13 protein-coding genes are annotated in these 15,770 nt (G+C 65.3%); 5 read left to right on the top strand and 8 right to left on the bottom strand.

The features are described from left to right. Nucleotides 1-96: 96 nt before the first annotated feature. From ABIA40_RS27925 to ABIA40_RS27905, 5 genes are all read right to left on the bottom strand, one after another. Nucleotides 97-414 (bottom strand): HPr family phosphocarrier protein, encoded by a 318-nt coding sequence (locus ABIA40_RS27925; RefSeq protein ID WP_036014186.1) that lies wholly within the window; start codon nt 412-414, stop codon nt 97-99. Further along, nucleotides 411-812: a PTS sugar transporter subunit IIA gene (locus ABIA40_RS27920; protein ID WP_007597752.1), complete on the bottom strand. Its 402-nt coding sequence runs from the start codon at nt 810-812 to the stop codon at nt 411-413. The genes ABIA40_RS27925 and ABIA40_RS27920 overlap by 4 nt, the downstream gene beginning before the upstream one ends. 133 nt (nt 813-945) lie before the next feature. Continuing rightward, the gene (locus ABIA40_RS27915; RefSeq protein ID WP_404544381.1) at nt 946-1,470 is read right to left on the bottom strand and encodes an HPr kinase/phosphorylase; all 525 of its coding nucleotides are present in this window, start codon (nt 1,468-1,470) and stop codon (nt 946-948) included. After that, nucleotides 1,467-3,260 (bottom strand): stimulus-sensing domain-containing protein, encoded by a 1,794-nt coding sequence (locus tag ABIA40_RS27910; RefSeq protein ID WP_404544379.1) that lies wholly within the window; start codon nt 3,258-3,260, stop codon nt 1,467-1,469. The genes ABIA40_RS27915 and ABIA40_RS27910 overlap by 4 nt, the downstream gene beginning before the upstream one ends. A gap of 113 nt (nt 3,261-3,373) precedes the next feature. Then, complete coding sequence (locus tag ABIA40_RS27905) at nt 3,374-4,075, bottom strand: response regulator transcription factor (protein WP_008542552.1); 702 nt, start codon at nt 4,073-4,075, stop codon at nt 3,374-3,376. A gap of 241 nt (nt 4,076-4,316) precedes the next feature. On the opposite strand from ABIA40_RS27905, the gene ABIA40_RS27900 reads away from it, so the two are divergent. From ABIA40_RS27900 to ABIA40_RS27890, 3 genes are all read left to right on the top strand, one after another. Beyond that, a complete protein-coding gene (locus tag ABIA40_RS27900; protein WP_404544377.1) occupies nt 4,317-5,066 on the top strand; it encodes a HugZ family protein in 750 nt (249 codons plus the stop codon). 64 nt (nt 5,067-5,130) lie between these two features. After that, nucleotides 5,131-7,719, top strand: coding sequence for a tetratricopeptide repeat protein (locus tag ABIA40_RS27895; RefSeq protein WP_404544375.1), 2,589 nt, complete (start codon nt 5,131-5,133; stop codon nt 7,717-7,719). Nucleotides 7,720-8,005: 286 nt separating this feature from the next. Continuing rightward, nucleotides 8,006-9,622 carry a phosphoenolpyruvate carboxykinase gene (locus tag ABIA40_RS27890; protein ID WP_404544374.1) on the top strand — a complete coding sequence of 539 codons (1,617 nt, stop codon included), beginning with the start codon at nt 8,006-8,008 and terminating at the stop codon, nt 9,620-9,622. Nucleotides 9,623-9,849: 227 nt separating this feature from the next. Here the strand turns inward: ABIA40_RS27890 and ABIA40_RS27885 are convergent, their stop codons facing one another. Together ABIA40_RS27885 and ABIA40_RS27880 are read right to left on the bottom strand one after the other, a co-directional pair. Next, nucleotides 9,850-10,665, bottom strand: coding sequence for an acyl-CoA thioesterase II (locus tag ABIA40_RS27885; protein WP_036041827.1), 816 nt, complete (start codon nt 10,663-10,665; stop codon nt 9,850-9,852). 224 nt (nt 10,666-10,889) lie between these two features. Beyond that, nucleotides 10,890-13,406 (bottom strand): glycogen/starch/alpha-glucan phosphorylase, encoded by a 2,517-nt coding sequence (locus ABIA40_RS27880; protein WP_404544373.1) that lies wholly within the window; start codon nt 13,404-13,406, stop codon nt 10,890-10,892. A gap of 203 nt (nt 13,407-13,609) precedes the next feature. On the opposite strand from ABIA40_RS27880, the gene ABIA40_RS27875 reads away from it, so the two are divergent. Next, a complete protein-coding gene (locus ABIA40_RS27875; RefSeq protein ID WP_036014169.1) occupies nt 13,610-13,843 on the top strand; it encodes a hypothetical protein in 234 nt (77 codons plus the stop codon). Between the two features lie 23 nt (nt 13,844-13,866). On the opposite strand, the gene ABIA40_RS27870 is transcribed toward ABIA40_RS27875, so the two are convergent. Continuing rightward, nucleotides 13,867-14,730, bottom strand: coding sequence for a LysR family transcriptional regulator (locus ABIA40_RS27870; protein ID WP_036041864.1), 864 nt, complete (start codon nt 14,728-14,730; stop codon nt 13,867-13,869). Between the two features lie 108 nt (nt 14,731-14,838). Between ABIA40_RS27870 and ABIA40_RS27865 the strand changes: the two genes are divergently transcribed. After that, the gene (locus ABIA40_RS27865; RefSeq protein ID WP_404544372.1) at nt 14,839-15,750 is read left to right on the top strand and encodes a DMT family transporter; all 912 of its coding nucleotides are present in this window, start codon (nt 14,839-14,841) and stop codon (nt 15,748-15,750) included. Nucleotides 15,751-15,770 lie beyond the last annotated feature (20 nt).

Genomic DNA, 15,770 nt, shown 5'->3' with positions numbered 1-15,770 from the left:
GCGAAGCGCCGTGCCCACCATCTCTCGGCAAGCGCGACAGACTTGGTGGGCACGCTTCGCTTTGCCCACCCTACGGCAGCTTCATTGACGAAGCCCCTAAACCCCTTCCTCGTTGAACTTGCTCTCAACGAGCTCCGTGATCGCCGCGAGCGCGGCTTCGGCGTCGGTTCCTGCCGCCGCCACCGTGATCGTCGTGCCGGGACCCGCGGCGAGCATCATCAAGCCCATGATCGAGGTGCCGCCGACGGTCTCGCCGCCGCGCGTCACCCACACCTGCGCATCGAAGCGCTCGACGGCCTGGACGAATTTCGCCGAGGCGCGCGCATGCAGGCCGCGCTTGTTGATGATCAGGAGATCCTTGGAGATCGCGCCTGCGGGCACGCCGGTCGCGGCTTGTGGCGCCTCCTCGCTCATTTGCCGGCGAGCACCCGGCTGGCGATGGTGACGTATTTGCGGCCAGCTTCCTGCGCCATCGCGATCGCGTCGGGCAGCGGTCGCTCCTCGCGCACCTTGGCAAGCTTCACCAGCATGGGCAGGTTGATGCCCGCGAGCACCTCGACCTTGGGCCGGCTCATGCAGGATATTGCCAGGTTCGACGGCGTGCCGCCGAACATGTCGGTGAGGATCGCAACGCCGTCGCCGGAATCGACGCGGTTGACCGCCTCGATGATGTCGCTTCGGCAGAGATCGGAATCATCTTCGGCGCCGATCGTGATCGCTTCGATTTGCTTTTGTGGGCCCATGACATGCTCAAGCGCTGCCTTGAATTCGTCGGCAAGGCGCCCGTGGGTCACAAGTACTAGACCAATCATCGGAAAACTCCTCGCGGGCGCTTTTGGTGCACCGCACGAACGCGCCACTTTGACCATCCAGAGCCCCCGCGCAAGAGGGGATGTTGCGTATCTCCCTGAATCTAGACGGATGGATGAGGGAAGCTGCGCCGGTCTATTCGGTCGCGATAGTGGGGTTCATATGGTTACCATTTCCCTTCAAACAATCGCCTGAAGGGTTAACCGAAGATGAACTCTTGGTAGTGGTCAAGGCCGCAACAACCAGGGGAAGGGGCGAATAGTCGCGGGCAACAGGGATTCGCGGTATTTCGACACCAAAAATGCAGGTTTTCAGGGCTTCGGCCGGCGGCAGGCGCTCCGCGTCGGCTGCGGCCAGATCGACCACGAGACCGACGGTCGCATGCTCCACGAAGTCGCAGCGGCGGATTCCGAGGCCCCGGATCTCAATCAGGCCCGCCAGGCGAGGCGCGGGGCGGACCTCAATTTCGTGGCCGAGTGTCGCCAGATGGACACGGTCGTCACCGACCAGAACGGCCCTTTCCACGATGCCCGAGCGCCCCGCCATGATCAGATCGAAGGCAAGCCGCGACTTGCCGGACCCCGAGGGCCCGCGGATCAGCACGGCGTAAGGCCCGACCTTGACGGCAGAGGCGTGAACGCTGGGCCCGCCTTCGTTCATAGCGCCGGCAGCCTGACCACGAAGCGCGCACCGGCAATTGTCGGAGTGCCGTCGGCGTCCGGCGGGCCAGGGCGGTTCTCCGCCCAGATCCGTCCGCCATGGGCGTCGACGATCTGCTTGGAGATCGACAGGCCGAGGCCGGAGTTCTGGCCAAAGCCCTGATGCGGGCGGTCGGTGTAGAAGCGCTCGAAGATGCGCTCCAGCGCGTCCTCGCGAATGCCGGGCCCGTCGTCGTCGACCACGATCTCGATCTCGGAGCGGACGCGGCGGCAGGTGAGGCGCACCTTGCTGCCGCGTTCGGAGAAGGATTGCGCGTTGGAGAGCAGGTTGGAGACGACCTGTCCGAGCCGGGAATCGTGGCCGCTCACGGCGAATGTGTCGGTCGGGCCGCGGCCCTCGAAGCGCGTTTCGACCGCGACGTCGTGGCCGAGCTTGGTTTCGTTGGCGACGGAGGTCAGCGTCGTCAGCAGCCGGCGCAAATCGACCGGGATCGCATCCTGGCGCTGCAGCTCGGCATCGAGGCGGCTGGCGTCGGAGATGTCGGAGATCAGCCGGTCGAGCCGCTTGACGTCGTGCTCGATCACCTCGAGCAGGCGGGCGCGGCTGTTCTCGTTGCGCGCCAGCGGCAGCGTCTCGACCGCCGAGCGCAGCGAGGTCAGCGGGTTCTTCAATTCATGGGCAACGTCGGCGGCGAACATCTCGATCGCCTCGATGCGGCTGTAGAGCGCGTTGGTCATGTCGCGCAGCGCGCCGGAGAGGTGGCCGATCTCGTCGCGGCGGCGGGTGAAATCGGGAATCTCGATGCGGGCCTTGATGCGGCGGCGGACGCGTTCGGCGCTGTCGGCGAGCCGGCGCACTGGACCTGCGATCGTGCTCGCCAGCAGCAGTGACAGCATGATCATGACGGCGGCGGCGACGCCGCCGACCTTCAGGATGGCGAGGCGCTCGGCGGTGACCATCTGGTCGATGTCGTCGCCTTGCGTCGACAGCATCAAGGCGCCGTGGATCGCACGCGAGCGCAGCACGGGGACGGCGACCGAGACGATCACCTCGCCGCGTGCATTGACCCGCACCATCGAGCGTTTCTGGCCCTGGAGGGCGTCGCCCACTTCGGCATAGCCATTGCCGTTCTCGGGCCCGAGCTCGCGATAGAGCGGCAGGTCGCCGCGGTTCAGCCAGGTCCGCACCGCGACCTTGCCGCGCTCGATGATGCCGGGTTGCTCGGCCGGCGGCGGCAGAGGAAAGCGCAGCACGTTTTCCAGGTTGCGGCTGTCGAGCAGCAGGCTGCCGTTCGGATCGTAGATGCGGGCGCGCGTCTTGGTTGGCGAGATCAAGGTGCGCAGCACCGGCGCGACGCGCTCCGGATTGATCGGGAAGTCCAGCGGCGAATACTCGTCCGAGCCGCCATAGGTCTCGCCCGGCTTCAGGTCGAGCAGCCGGTCGGGATCGATGGTGATGGCGTTGGTCTGCACCGTGGCAGAGGCCGCGATCGCGCCGGCGATGATCTCGGCCTGGACCAGGAGGCTCTGGGCGCGGGCATCGATCAGGCCGGCACGGAATTGCGACAGGTACAGGATGCTCGCCACCAGCGCGACGAGGCCGGCGAGGTTGAGCGAGACGATGCGGCGGGTCAGGCTCGAGAAGGACAGCGCGAAGAAGAACTGTCCGGCGCGTTTCAGCCAGTTCAGCGGCCGGAAGCCCTGCGGCTTGTCGTCGGCAACGTGCTCCTGAACGCCGTCGGATGCGATCCCGGCGCTCTGGTTAGGGTCAGGCTGCGTTCGGTCAAGCAATGCTTACGCCCGCGTTAGGACGGCCCGTGCGAAGGTCCCCGCATCCTAGAGCGATCCTCGTCCCGATGGAACGAGAACCGGAGATGCTCTCGATCGCCGTGGAGGGGGCGCCCTCAGGCTTCCTTGAAACGGTAGCCGACGCCGTAGAGCGTCTCGATCATCTCGAACTCGTTGTCGACCACCTTGAACTTCTTGCGCAGCCGCTTGATGTGGCTGTCGATGGTACGGTCGTCGACATAGACCTGGTCGTCATAGGCGGCGTCCATCAGCGCGTTGCGGCTCTTCACCACGCCGGGCCGGGTCGCGAGCGCCTGCAGGATGAGGAATTCGGTCACGGTGAGTGTCACCGGCTCGTTCTTCCAGGTGCAGGTATGGCGCTCGGGGTCCATGCGCAGCAGACCGCGGTCGAGCGCCTTGGCGTCGTTCTCCTTCGGCGCGACGGTCGGATCCTTCGGCGCCGAGCGCCGCAGCACCGCCTTGACGCGTTCGACCAGCAGACGCTGCGAGAACGGTTTGCGGATGAAGTCGTCGGCGCCCATCTTGAGGCCGAACAGCTCGTCGATCTCCTCGTCCTTGGAGGTGAGGAAAATCACCGGCAGGTCGGACTTTTGCCTGAGACGACGCAGCGTCTCCATGCCGTCCATGCGCGGCATCTTGATGTCGAGGATAGCGAGATCGGGCTGGGTGGTGCGGAAACCGTCGAGCGCGGAGGCGCCGTCGGTGTAGGTCATGATACGGTAGCCTTCGGCTTCCAGCGCGATCGAGACGGATGTGAGAATGTTGCGGTCGTCGTCGACCAAAGCGATTGTGGGCATGAGCCTCTCTGCTTTCTGCTTTCCGTTTGGGTCGTGGCTTGAAACGGCGAGCAATCAGTGATGCGCCGCATACATGGGTGCCGAAGTGGCGTTCGAACCGTGTCACCGAGCAATGCAAGCTGGGCTGAAGTGTGACCAAGTTCCACGAAACACGGCAGATTCGCCGCATCTCGACCCATAACCGGGCCCCCGTTTACCTGAAAAAAGGCCCTCCTTGCAACCACCTGAGCCGAGAAAGCCGATGCAACCGACCCCCGATTTCGACCCCGCAAAGCTCGCCAAATCGCTGCTGAGGCGGTCCCGGCAGGGGGCTCTGGCGACGCTGATGGCCGGCAGCGGTGATCCCTATTGTTCCCTGGTCAATCTGGCCAGCCATCCCGACGGCTCGCCGATCCTGTTGATCTCGCGCCTTGCCGTGCACACCAAGAACATCCTTGCGGACTCCAGGGTCTCGCTGATGCTGGACGAGCGCGTGGCCGGCGATCCCCTGGAAGGCGCCCGGATCATGCTGTCCGGCCGGGCGGCGGAGGTCGATTCCGACAAGGATCTGCTCCAGCGACGGTATCTGAGTGCCCATCCTCCGGCAGAAGGCTTTGTTTCCTTTAAGGATTTCTCCTTCTTCCGGATCCGGCCCACGGGAACCCATCTGGTCGCCGGCTTCGGCCGGATCGTCGACCTCAAGCCGGAGCAATTCCTGACGGACCTCACCGGCGCCGAGGACCTGCTGGCGGCGGAGGCAAGCGCCGTCGAGCACATGAACGCCGACCATCGCGACGCCCTCAATCTTTATGCCACGAAGCTGCTCGGCGCCGCCGAGGGCGACTGGCGCTGTACCGGCTGTGATCCTGAAGGCCTCGACATGCAGGTCGGCCAGGCCACGCTGCGACTGGACTTCCCGGAGCGGGTGACGGATGGCACGGCGCTTCGCAAGATGCTGGTCCGTCTCGCTGGCGAAGCGCGCACGAAGGTGGACCAGGGCGCAACCGCTTGAACGCGGCTACCGATCGCCGCGACCCATGACCGTGATGGTTTTCGGGCTCGCAGCGAGAGGGGTCATGACGCGTCAACGTTTGGCATGGACGGCGGCTCTCGCGCTCGCCATCACCACCTTGCTCGCCACGCCAGCCCTTGCGCAGAAAGGTCTCGCCGCGGAGAGCGCGCGGCTCAACGCGCTCATCGGTGCCGGAAAATATTCGGAAGCGCTGCCGTTGGCGCAGGCGATGGTCGCCAGCCTGGAGAAGGACAACGGCCGCGATCTCTCGGGCGCGTTGAACAATCTCGGCCAGGTCCATGCCGGTCAGGGACGGGACGATCTGGCTGAGCCGCTCTACAAGCGCGCGATCGCACTCATGGAAAAATCGCTCGGCTCCGACAACGCCCTGGTTGCGGCCGAGTTGACCAACCTTGCCGCGCTCTATCAGCGGCAGGGTCGCTTCGCAGAGGCCGAGCCGCTGTTCAAGCGTGCACTTGCCGTGCGCGAGAAGGCGCTGCCGCGCGAGCATCCCGACGTCGGTCAATCCCTCAACAATATCGCCACGCTCTACGCCAAGCAGCAGCGTCCGGCCGATGCCGAGCCACTGTTCCGCCGTGCGCTCGCGATCTATCAGAAGGCTGCCGGTCCCGAGCATCCCGCGGTCGCCACGGTCCTGAACAACATCGGACAGGTCGAGCGCGACCTTAATCGCGACGCCGATGCCGAAGCGCCGATCAAGCGCTCGCTCGCGATCCGTGAAAAGGTGCTGGGGCCTGAACACCCCGACGTCGCGCGCTCGCTCAACAACCTCGCCGGGCTTTATCAGCACCAGCAGCGTCATGCCGATGCCGAGCCGCTGTATCGCCGCGCGCTGGCGATCCGCGAGCGTGCGCTCGGGCCTGATCACCCTGATGTCGCGACCTCGACGAGCAATCTCGCCGATTTTCTGCAGGCGACGGGACGGACGGCGGACGCCTTGCCGTTGGCGCAGAAGACGCTCGCGGCCAATCGTGCGCAGCTGCGCGTCGTGCTGCCGATCCTGTTCGCGGCACGGCAGCAATCGCTGCTTTCGAGCGAAAAGGCGCTCGACGATGCGCTCGCTGCGATCCAGCGCGGCACGCAATCCTCTGCCGCTTCTGCCGTGAACAAGCTCGCGGTGCGGCTCGCCGCCGGCAGCGACCGGCTCGCCGAGCTCGTGCGCAAGGATCAGGATCTCGCGGCCGAGTCCGAAGCGCTCGACAAGGCGATCATCGCTGCAGTGTCGAAGCCATCGGCGCAGCGCGACGTCGCGGCCGAGCAGCGCAGCCGCGTGCGGATCGCGGCGATCGCGGGCGAGCGCAACGGATTGCAGAAGACGCTCGCCGTCGAGTTTCCCGACTATTCCTCGCTGTCCAACCCGCTGCCGCTGACCATCAAGGACATCCAGCCGCTGCTGGCGTCCGACGAGGCGATGGTGGTCTATTCCGTCGTCGACAGGCGGAGCTATGTCGTCGCGATCACGCGCGAGAGCGTCGACTGGAAGGAGATTCCGCTCGGAGCGGACGCGGTCGCACAGAAGGTCACGGCTTTCCGCAGGGGGCTCGATGTTGGCAAGGCGCGCGATGCATCCGGCAAATCGGGATTGTTCGACCTCGGTCTTGCCAACGAGCTCTATGTCGCACTGCTCGGCCCGGTTGAGGCGCTGACCAGGGACAAGCGCAACCTGCTGGTCGTGCCGTCGGCGGCATTGACCGCATTGCCGTTTCATCTGCTGGTCACGGAGAGGCCGCAGGCTGCAATCCCGGACCGGCTCGAGGGCTATCGCAGCGCTGCCTGGCTGCTGCGGCGACAGGCCGTCTCGGTGCTGCCGTCGGTGATCAGCCTGAAATCGCTGCGCGCTTTCGCCCGCAGGGATCAAAGCGTCAAGCCGATGACCGGTTTCGGCGATCCCGTGTTCAACCCTGCAGCCGAAGGGCCCGCCGACCGGCGCGCCGCGAACGGCAAGGTCGCGGCACGCAGCATCGCGACGATGGCCTATGCCGACTTCTGGCGCGGCGCGGGCGTGGATCGTGCGCGGCTGGCCCAGGCGCTGCCGCAGCTGCCCGATACCGCCGACGAATTGAACGCGGTGGCGAGGGACGTCGGCGCTGCCGAGGCTGACATCCATCTCGGCCGCGACGCCAGCGAAACGACGCTCAAGCGTGCAGCGCTTGCCCAATACGGCATCATCTACTTTGCCACCCACGGCCTTGTCGCCGGCGACGTCAAGGGATTGGGGGAGCCCTCGCTGGCGCTCTCCATCCCCGACCAGCCGACGGAGCTCGACGATGGACTTCTCACCGCGAGCGAAGTGGCCCAGCTCAAGCTCAATGCCGATTGGGTTGTGCTGTCCGCCTGCAACACCATCGCGGGCGACAAGCCCGGTGCGGAGGCGTTGTCGGGATTGGCGCGCTCGTTCTTCTACGCAGGTGCTCGCGCGCTCCTGGTGTCCCATTGGGCCGTGGATTCGGAGGCTGCGACCCGCTTGACCACGTCGACGTTCGAGCTGCTGAAGAACGAGCCAAAGCTCGGCCGCGCCGAAGCCTTGCGCCGCGCGATGTTAGCCTATCTCGACGACGCCTCGTCGCCGCGCAACGCCTATCCCGCGATGTGGGGACCGTTCGCGTTGATCGGCGAGGGCGAGGTAAGATAGGGGTGTTGACGCAGTGATTGTGCGCCGCAATAACCAGACATAACGCGCAGATGTGCATTTGGTTGCGCGATCATCCGCACTTTCTCGCTGCGGCCTTTCAGAGCTGACATGCGCGACGTTTGGCGCGGTCCTTGAATAAACCAAATCCTGCGGGATCAGCTTGGCAACGCCAGCGTTCATCAGTATTAGGTCGTTCAGCCGAGGCCGAACGGCCCATATTCACGGTGATCGCGACGGCGCCAAACTTGGCCGCGCTTGATGTCGCGGGTTCTAGGAGGATTTCTTCGTGCAAGAGACGGGCGTGCGCAACGGTGCCTTCGGCGCCGACAAATTCGGCTTAAAGAATCTCAAGCAGGTTCACTGGAACCTGGGTGCGCCGCAACTCTATCAATACTCGCTCGCAGCGGGTGAGGCAGTGCTCTCCGCCGATGGCGCACTCTGCGCCGACACCGGCGAGTTCACCGGGCGCAGCCCGAAGGACAAGTTCACGGTGCGCGACGCCACCACCGAGAAGAAGATGTGGTGGGCCGGCAACCAGTCGATCACCGCCGAGCAATTCGAGACGCTCTACCAGGATTTCCTCAAGCACGCCGAAGGCAAGCGCCTGTTCGCGCAGGACCTCTATGGCGGCGCCGACCCGGCCTACCGGATCAAGACGCGCGTCTTCACCGAGCTTGCCTGGCACTCGCTGTTCATCCGCACGCTGCTGATCCGCCCCGAGGCGATCGAGCTGCCGACCTTCGTGCCGGAGCTCACCATCATCGACATGCCGAGCTTCCGCGCCGATCCTAAACGCCATGGCTGCCGCTCGGAGAACGTGGTCGCGATCGATTTCGCCCGCAAGATCGTCCTGATCGGCGGGTCTTATTATGCCGGCGAGATGAAGAAGTCGGTCTTCACGACCCTGAATTATTATCTGCCCGAGCGCGGCGTGATGCCGATGCACTGCTCGGCGAATGTCGGCGCCAAGGGCGACACCGCGATCTTCTTCGGCCTGTCGGGCACCGGCAAGACGACGCTATCGGCCGATCCCAACCGCACCCTGATCGGCGACGACGAGCACGGCTGGGGCCCGAACGGCGTCTTCAATTTCGAAGGCGGCTGCTACGCCAAGTGCATCAAGCTGTCGCAGGAAGCCGAACCTGAGATCTATGCCGCCTCGACCCGCTTCGGCGCGGTGCTCGAGAACTGCGTGCTCGATGAGGACACCCGCGTCGTCGATTTCGACGACGGCTCCAAGACCGAGAACACGCGTTCGGCCTATCCGCTCGACTTCATCCCGAACGCTTCGCGCACCGGCCGCGCGCCGCAGCCGAAGAACGTGGTGATGCTGGCCGCCGACGCCTTCGGCGTGCTGCCGCCGATCGCCAAGCTCTCCCCGGCGCAGGCGATGTATCACTTCCTGTCCGGCTACACCGCCAAGGTCGCCGGCACCGAGCGCGGTCTCGGCAACGAGCCGCAGCCGGAATTCTCGACCTGCTTCGGCTCGCCCTTCCTTCCCCTCGATCCATCCGTCTACGGCAACATGCTCCGCGACCTCATTGCCCAGCACAATGTCGATTGCTGGCTGGTCAACACGGGCTGGACCGGCGGCAAGTATGGCGTCGGCAGCCGCATGCCGATCAAGGTGACGCGCGCGCTGCTCACCGCGGCGCTCGACGGCTCGCTGCGCAACGTCGAATTCCGCACCGACAAATATTTCGGCTTCGCGGTCCCGACCGCGCTGCCGGGCGTGCCGGCCGAGATCCTCAACCCGGTCAACACCTGGAAGGACAAGGACGAGTTCGACAAGACCGCCCGCGCGCTGGTCGGCATGTTCCAGAAGAATTTTGCCAAGTTCGAAGCACAGGTGGACGCCGAGGTCCGCGCGGCCGCGCCGGACGTGAAGCTGGCGGCGGAGTAAAGCTCCATCGCTTGAAATGCAAAAGGGCGGCCGCGGGGCCGCCCTTTTTGTGTGCGCGGGGACGGGCTCTGCGCCTCTCCCCGCGTGCGGGGAGAGGCCGGATTGCATCGGAGATGCAATCCGGGTGAGGGGGACCCTCCGCGAGTCTGTCTGTCAGCGAGTTTGCGGATGCAGCCCCTCACCCCAACCCTCTCCCCGTAAGAACGGGGAGAGGGGGAGGAGAAAGCTCACGCCTTGAAATACGCGATCTGCGTCGTGGTCGCGAGCAGCCGGCCGTTCGGCGACCACAGCTCCGCGTTCTGGTCGGCGTAGCTCTTGTGCATGATCTTCGAATCCGCCGTCGCGAGCACGCGCGTGATGTCTTCAGCCGCGAGCTCCTCGGCGTCGGTGTGGAAATAGGTCGTCAGCGACACCGTGCCGAACGGCACCAGCTCGCGCCTTGCGTGGAAGATGCGGCCGAAGAAGGCGTCCGACATCGACATCAGCGACAGCATGTCGAGCTTGCGCGGCGTGCGGTCGCTGATCCAGATCTTCGAGTAGGTGCTGGCGGGCTCGGCTTGCGGTGGGCCGATCCGCATCTCGCCCTCGACGAAGCGGAATTCGTACTGGTTGGCCCAGGATGCCGAGATTTTTGGGAACGGCAGCGTCTCCTCGAACGGCTTGGCGTCCGGATATTGCGCCACCCTGTGCTCCCAGGACGGACGGCGTTCGGCGAACACCGCCGTGGCGAGCGTTGCGACCTCGCCGCCGCCCTGGCTGAGCTCGACGCTCCAGTGCTGGCTGGAGCGGTTGGCCTTGACGAGGCGCACGTCGAGATCGAACGGACCCTTGGCGATCGGCGCACAATAATTGACGGTGAGCGCGAGCGGATCGCCGGCGGCTTGCGGATGCTCGATCAGCGCCCGCAAAATGGTCGCGGCGGTGGCGCCGCCGAACGGGCCGACAAAGGCCCAGTAATCGTCGCTGGTGTGTCCCTGCCAGCTAGAGTCACCGGCGGTGACGCGCGTGGCCTCGTCGAAGGGGTGCGGGAGCTTGGCGTGCATGTTGGTCCTCGATGCCTCCACAGCCGTCATTGCGAGCGTAGCGAAGCAATCCAGACTGTCTCCGCGGAAGATTCTGGATTGCTTCGCTGCGCTCGCAATGACGGCGGTTGAGGTTGCGGCGTCGTGTCACAACGCCGCTTAGGGGATGATGACGATCATATCATCATCCCTCGCGAAGGATGCAATAACCTCGCAGGTAACGCCGCTTCCACGCCGCGGAAAAATCAGCCTGCGGCGTCGCGCAGGTTCGGCAGCAGCGGCGTGGTCGGATTGACCGGCACGTTCCAGATCTCCTCGGCATATTCGCGGATGGTGCGGTCCGAGGAGAACCAGGCCATGCGCGCGACATTGAGGATCGAGGCGCGGGTCCAGGCCGGCGCCACCTGCCAGCGCGCATCGACCGCGCGCTGCGCCTCGTAGTAGGAATCGAAATCGGCGCTGACCATGTAATGGTCGAGATAACGCAGCGCGTGCGCGATGGATTCGAAACGGCCGGGGTCGCCGGGCGAGAACTCGCCGGCGCCGATCGCGTTGATGGCACGCTGCAGCTTCGGCGACCGGCGGATCACGTCGGAGGCATCCAGCCCCTGCTTGCGCCGGATCATCACGTCGCCGGCTTCCATGCCGAAGATCGCGATGTTCTCCGCGCCGACATGGTCGCGGATCTCGATATTGGCGCCGTCGAGCGTGCCGATGGTGATGGCCCCGTTCAGCGCCAGCTTCATGTTGCCGGTGCCGGAGGCTTCCATGCCCGCGGTCGAGATCTGCTCGGACAGATCGGCGGCGGGAATGATCACCTCGGCGAGGCTGACATTGTAGTCGGGCAGGAACACGACCTTGAGCTTGCCGCCGATCGCGGGATCGTTGTTGACGATTTCGGCGACGTCGTTGATCAGCTTGATGATCAGCTTGGCGTAGCGATAGCTCGCCGCCGCCTTGCCGGCGAAGATCTTCACCCGCGGCACCCAATTGCCGTTGGGCTCGTCCTTGATCGCCTGGTACAGCGCGACCGTCTCGATGACGTTGAGCAGCTGGCGCTTGTATTCGTGGATGCGCTTGATCTGCACGTCGAACAATGCGCCCGGGTCGACCCTGATGCCGAGCCGTTCGCCGATCAGGCGGGCGAGCTGGGCCTTGTTGTGGTGCTTGACGCTGCGGAACTTCTTCTGGAACTCGACGTCGCTGGCGCGCGCCTCGATCAGCGAGAGCTGGGTCGGATCGTCGAGCACGGCATCGCCGCAGCTCTCGCGCAACAAATCGGTCAGCTTCGGGTTCGCCAGCATCAGCCAGCGTCGGAAGGTGATGCCGTTGGTCTTGTTGGTGATCCGTCCGGGATAGAGATGGTTGAGGTCGTGGAACACGGTCTCGCGCATCAGGTCCGAATGCATCGCCGAGACCCCGTTGATGCGATGCGAGCCGACGAAGGCGAGTTGGCCCATGCGCACGCGGCGGCCGCTCTTCTCGTCGATCAGCGAGACCGAGGCGCGGAAGTCGATGTCGCCGGGGCAGCGCGCTTCGGCGAGCGCCAGATGCTGCACGTTGATGCGGTAGATGATCTCCAGATGCCGCGGCAGCAGCCGCTCGAACAGCTCGACCGGCCAGGTCTCCAGCGCCTCCGGCAGCAGCGTGTGGTTGGTGTAGGAGAGGGTGGCGACCGTGATCTTCCAGGCCTCGTCCCAGCGGAAATTGTGGAGGTCGACGAGGATGCGCATCAGCTCGGTGACGGCAAGGCTCGGATGGGTGTCGTTGAGCTGCACCGCGACCTTGCCGGCGAGGTTGCGCAGCTGGCCGTCGGAGGAAAGATGCCGCTTCACCAGGTCCTGGAGCGAGGCGGAGACGAAGAAATATTCCTGGCGCAGCCGCAGCTCGCGGCCCGCCGGGCTCTCGTCGTTCGGATAGAGGAACTTGCAGATCGCCTCCGCGCGCGCCTGCTCGGCGCTGGCGCTGACGTAATCGCCTTTGTTGAAGGCATCTAACTTGAGCGGATCGGGCGAGCGCGCCGACCACAGCCGCAGCGCGTTGACGTGCTGGCCGCGCCAGCCGACGATCGGCGTGTCATAGGCGATCGCCTGCACGGTCTCAGCAGGATGCCAGATCGAGCGGTCGCGGCCCTTGTCGTCGACATGCTCGACGCCGCCGCCGAAATTGACGTCGTAGATCACCTCGGGCCGCTGCAATTCCCAGGGATTGCCGAAGCTCAGCCATTCGTCGGGATATTCCTGCTGCCAGCCCTGATTGATGATCTGACGGAACAGGCCGTAATCGTAGCGGATGCCGTAGCCGATCGCGGGGATCGACAGCGTCGCCATGCTCTCCATGAAGCAGGCGGCGAGCCGGCCGAGACCGCCATTGCCGAGCGCCGCATCCGGCTCGCATTTGCGCAGCTCCGGCAGCGAGACGCCGAGATCGCCGAGCGCGACCTCGAAGATCTTGAGCAGGCCCATGTTGTTGAGCGCGTCGGTGAAGAGCCGGCCGATCAGGAATTCGAGCGAGAGATAGTAAACCCGCTTGCGGCCGGCGTCGTAGCTGTGCTTCTCGGCCGTGAGCCAGCGATGCACGATGCGGTCGCGCAGCGCGAGCGCCGCGGCCTGGTACCAATCGTGCCTGGTCGCCATGCCAGCGTCCTTGCCGATGGCAAGGCGCAGCTTTGCCAGGATTGCGCCCTTGATCTCGGCCAGCGCGAGTTCGTCGATGGGCTGCCCGGGGGCCGGAAAACTGGGCTGGAACGATGAATCCTGCAAAGCCGTTACTTCCTAGGTCGAAACAACTCTTAACTGTACGCGTCTTGCCCTTGCACCGGAACTGTCGCCCGCGTGGCCGTGCACTGCGCTGGCGCAAATTTATGCAAGGAATGGGCCGAATTGGGAACCCGGAGGAGCACGGAGAAACCCAGATTCGGTGCTAGATTACGAAAGATTCAGCCATCAGTGTGGAGAAGCGGACCGTGAGACTGCTGATCGAGATCGCCACTGCGGCCCTGCTCGTCGTCTGCATCAGCGCCACCAGTGCGGCGTTTGCCGCCGGCACGACCGGTCGCAGCGCCGATGGCCTCAGCTGCGGCTTCACAGTGCCGCAGAAGGCGTCGCCCGCAGCCCGCTGCGCTGCGATCAAGCGCCAATGCGGCGGCAAGTTCTACGCAAGCGCGTGCGGCGACAAGCTGATATCCGCAGCGAATTGAGAGCCGTAGGAGCTTTGGCGAGCTCAAGCCGCCTTGCTCTGCACCGCATCGCAAAACTCCGCGAGACGGTCCGCAAGCCGCAGCGTCGCCGGGCTCGCATCCGGTGAAGCCATCAGTGCAACCTCGGTCTTGTTGATCGGCGCAAAGCCGTCCTTCGCCGTCAGCACGCGGTGGTCGGTCTGGATCGCCATCTCCGACAGGATGCTGAGGCCCATGCCGGCGGCGACCGCGGCCTGAATGCCGGCGAGGCTCGATGAGGTGTAGGCGGTGTGCCAAGCGCGGCCGGCCGTTTCCAGCGCGTGGATGGCGCCGGCGCGGTAGATGCAGCCGAGCGGAAAGCCGATCAGCGGCACTGACGGCACGTTGACGTCGACCGGATGGCTCTTGCTGGTGACCCAGTGCACCCGCTCCGGCCACACCGCGATCGCGTCCTTCGCGCCAGCCTCGCGCTTGTAGAGCGCAAGGTCGAGCTCGCCGCGTTGGAGATCGCGGGCGAGATGCTTGCTCTGGTCGGCGCGCACGTCCAGCCGCAATCCCGGATGCGAGCGCGAGAACGCTCCCAGCAGTTTTGCCAGCCGGTACGCGGCAAAGTCCTCGGGGATGCCGAGCCGGATCGCGCCTTCGCTATCGGGCTGGCGCAGCACGTCGCGCGCCTCCTCGGCCAGCGAGAGCAATCGCCGCGCATAGGACAGCAGCCGCTCGCCGGCCTCGGTCGGGCGCACGTCCTTGCCGTCGCGGTGCAGCAGCACCTGACCGACATCCTCCTCCAGCCGCTTGATCTGCTGGCTCACGGTCGATTGCGTGCGGTGGACGCGCTCGCCGGCGCGGGTGAAGCCGCCGGCCTCGACCACCGAGACGAAGCTGCGCAGCAGCTCGAGATCGAGCATGGCCGCCTCCATTAAGAAATCCACTTGGCATGAGTTAATCATTTAATTTCCAAATGACAAGCAGCCTCCCTAGATCGAGGGCAGAAGAAAACATCCGAGAATGCCCTCATGTCGCTCGCGACCTCGCTTCCCGCCCCCCGCAGCCGGTTCAACACATTGCCGCTCGCGATCGGCCTGTTCTGCCTGCTCTGGAGCTACGCCTTCATCGCTGGCAAGATCGGCGTCACCCATTGCCCGCCGCTGATCCTGCTCGCCGCGCGCTTCTCGCTCGCGGGTATCTTGATCCTGGGCGCCACGTTGATCCGCGGCGAAGCCTGGTCGTTGTCGTGGCGCGATGCCGCGATCTTCGCGGTGCTCGGCATCGCCAACAACGCGCTCTATCTCGGCCTCGGCTACACCGGCCTGCAATCGGTCTCCGCCGGCCTCGGCGGCCTGATCGTGTCAGCCAATCCGGTGTTCACCGCGGGCCTTGCCGCGCTGCTGCTCGGCGAAGGCATGACCTGGCGCAAGGCGAGCGGCCTCTTGCTCGGCATCATCGGCGTGACCGCAATCGTCTGGCACCGCCTGTCGGTCGGCACCGATTCGCTGCACGGCGTCGTCTTCACGCTGGCCTCGCTCGCTTCGATCGTGGCCGGCACCATCCTGTTCAAGCTGCTGGCGCCGAAGGGATCCCTGTGGATCGGCAATGGCGTGCAGAACCTCGCGGCCGGCATCGTGCTGACACCGGTCGCGCTCACCTTCGCCGATGTCGACGCGATCGACTATACGCCGAGCCTGATCGGCGCCTTCGCCTTTCTCGTGCTCGGCGGCTCGATCATCGCTTCTTGGCTCTGGTTTCGTCTCTTGAAGACGTGTGGCGCCACCGCCGCCAGCGCCTATCATTTCCTGATGCCGCCGCTCGGCATGCTGTTCGCATTCCTCGTCCTCGGCGAGCACATCGAGGCGCGCGACCTGCTCGGCATCATTCCGGTCGCGCTCGGCATCTATCTGGTGACGCGGCCGGCGAAGGCGGTGGTGTAGGTGGAGGCCCCGCTGTTCAC

The sequence above is a fragment of the Bradyrhizobium sp. USDA 223 genome, from assembly GCF_044909005.1.
GTDB lineage: Bacteria > Pseudomonadota > Alphaproteobacteria > Rhizobiales > Xanthobacteraceae > Bradyrhizobium > Bradyrhizobium yuanmingense.
The sequence above is the reverse complement of the archived record's forward strand: the minus strand, read 5'-3'. Positions and strand labels throughout refer to the sequence as shown.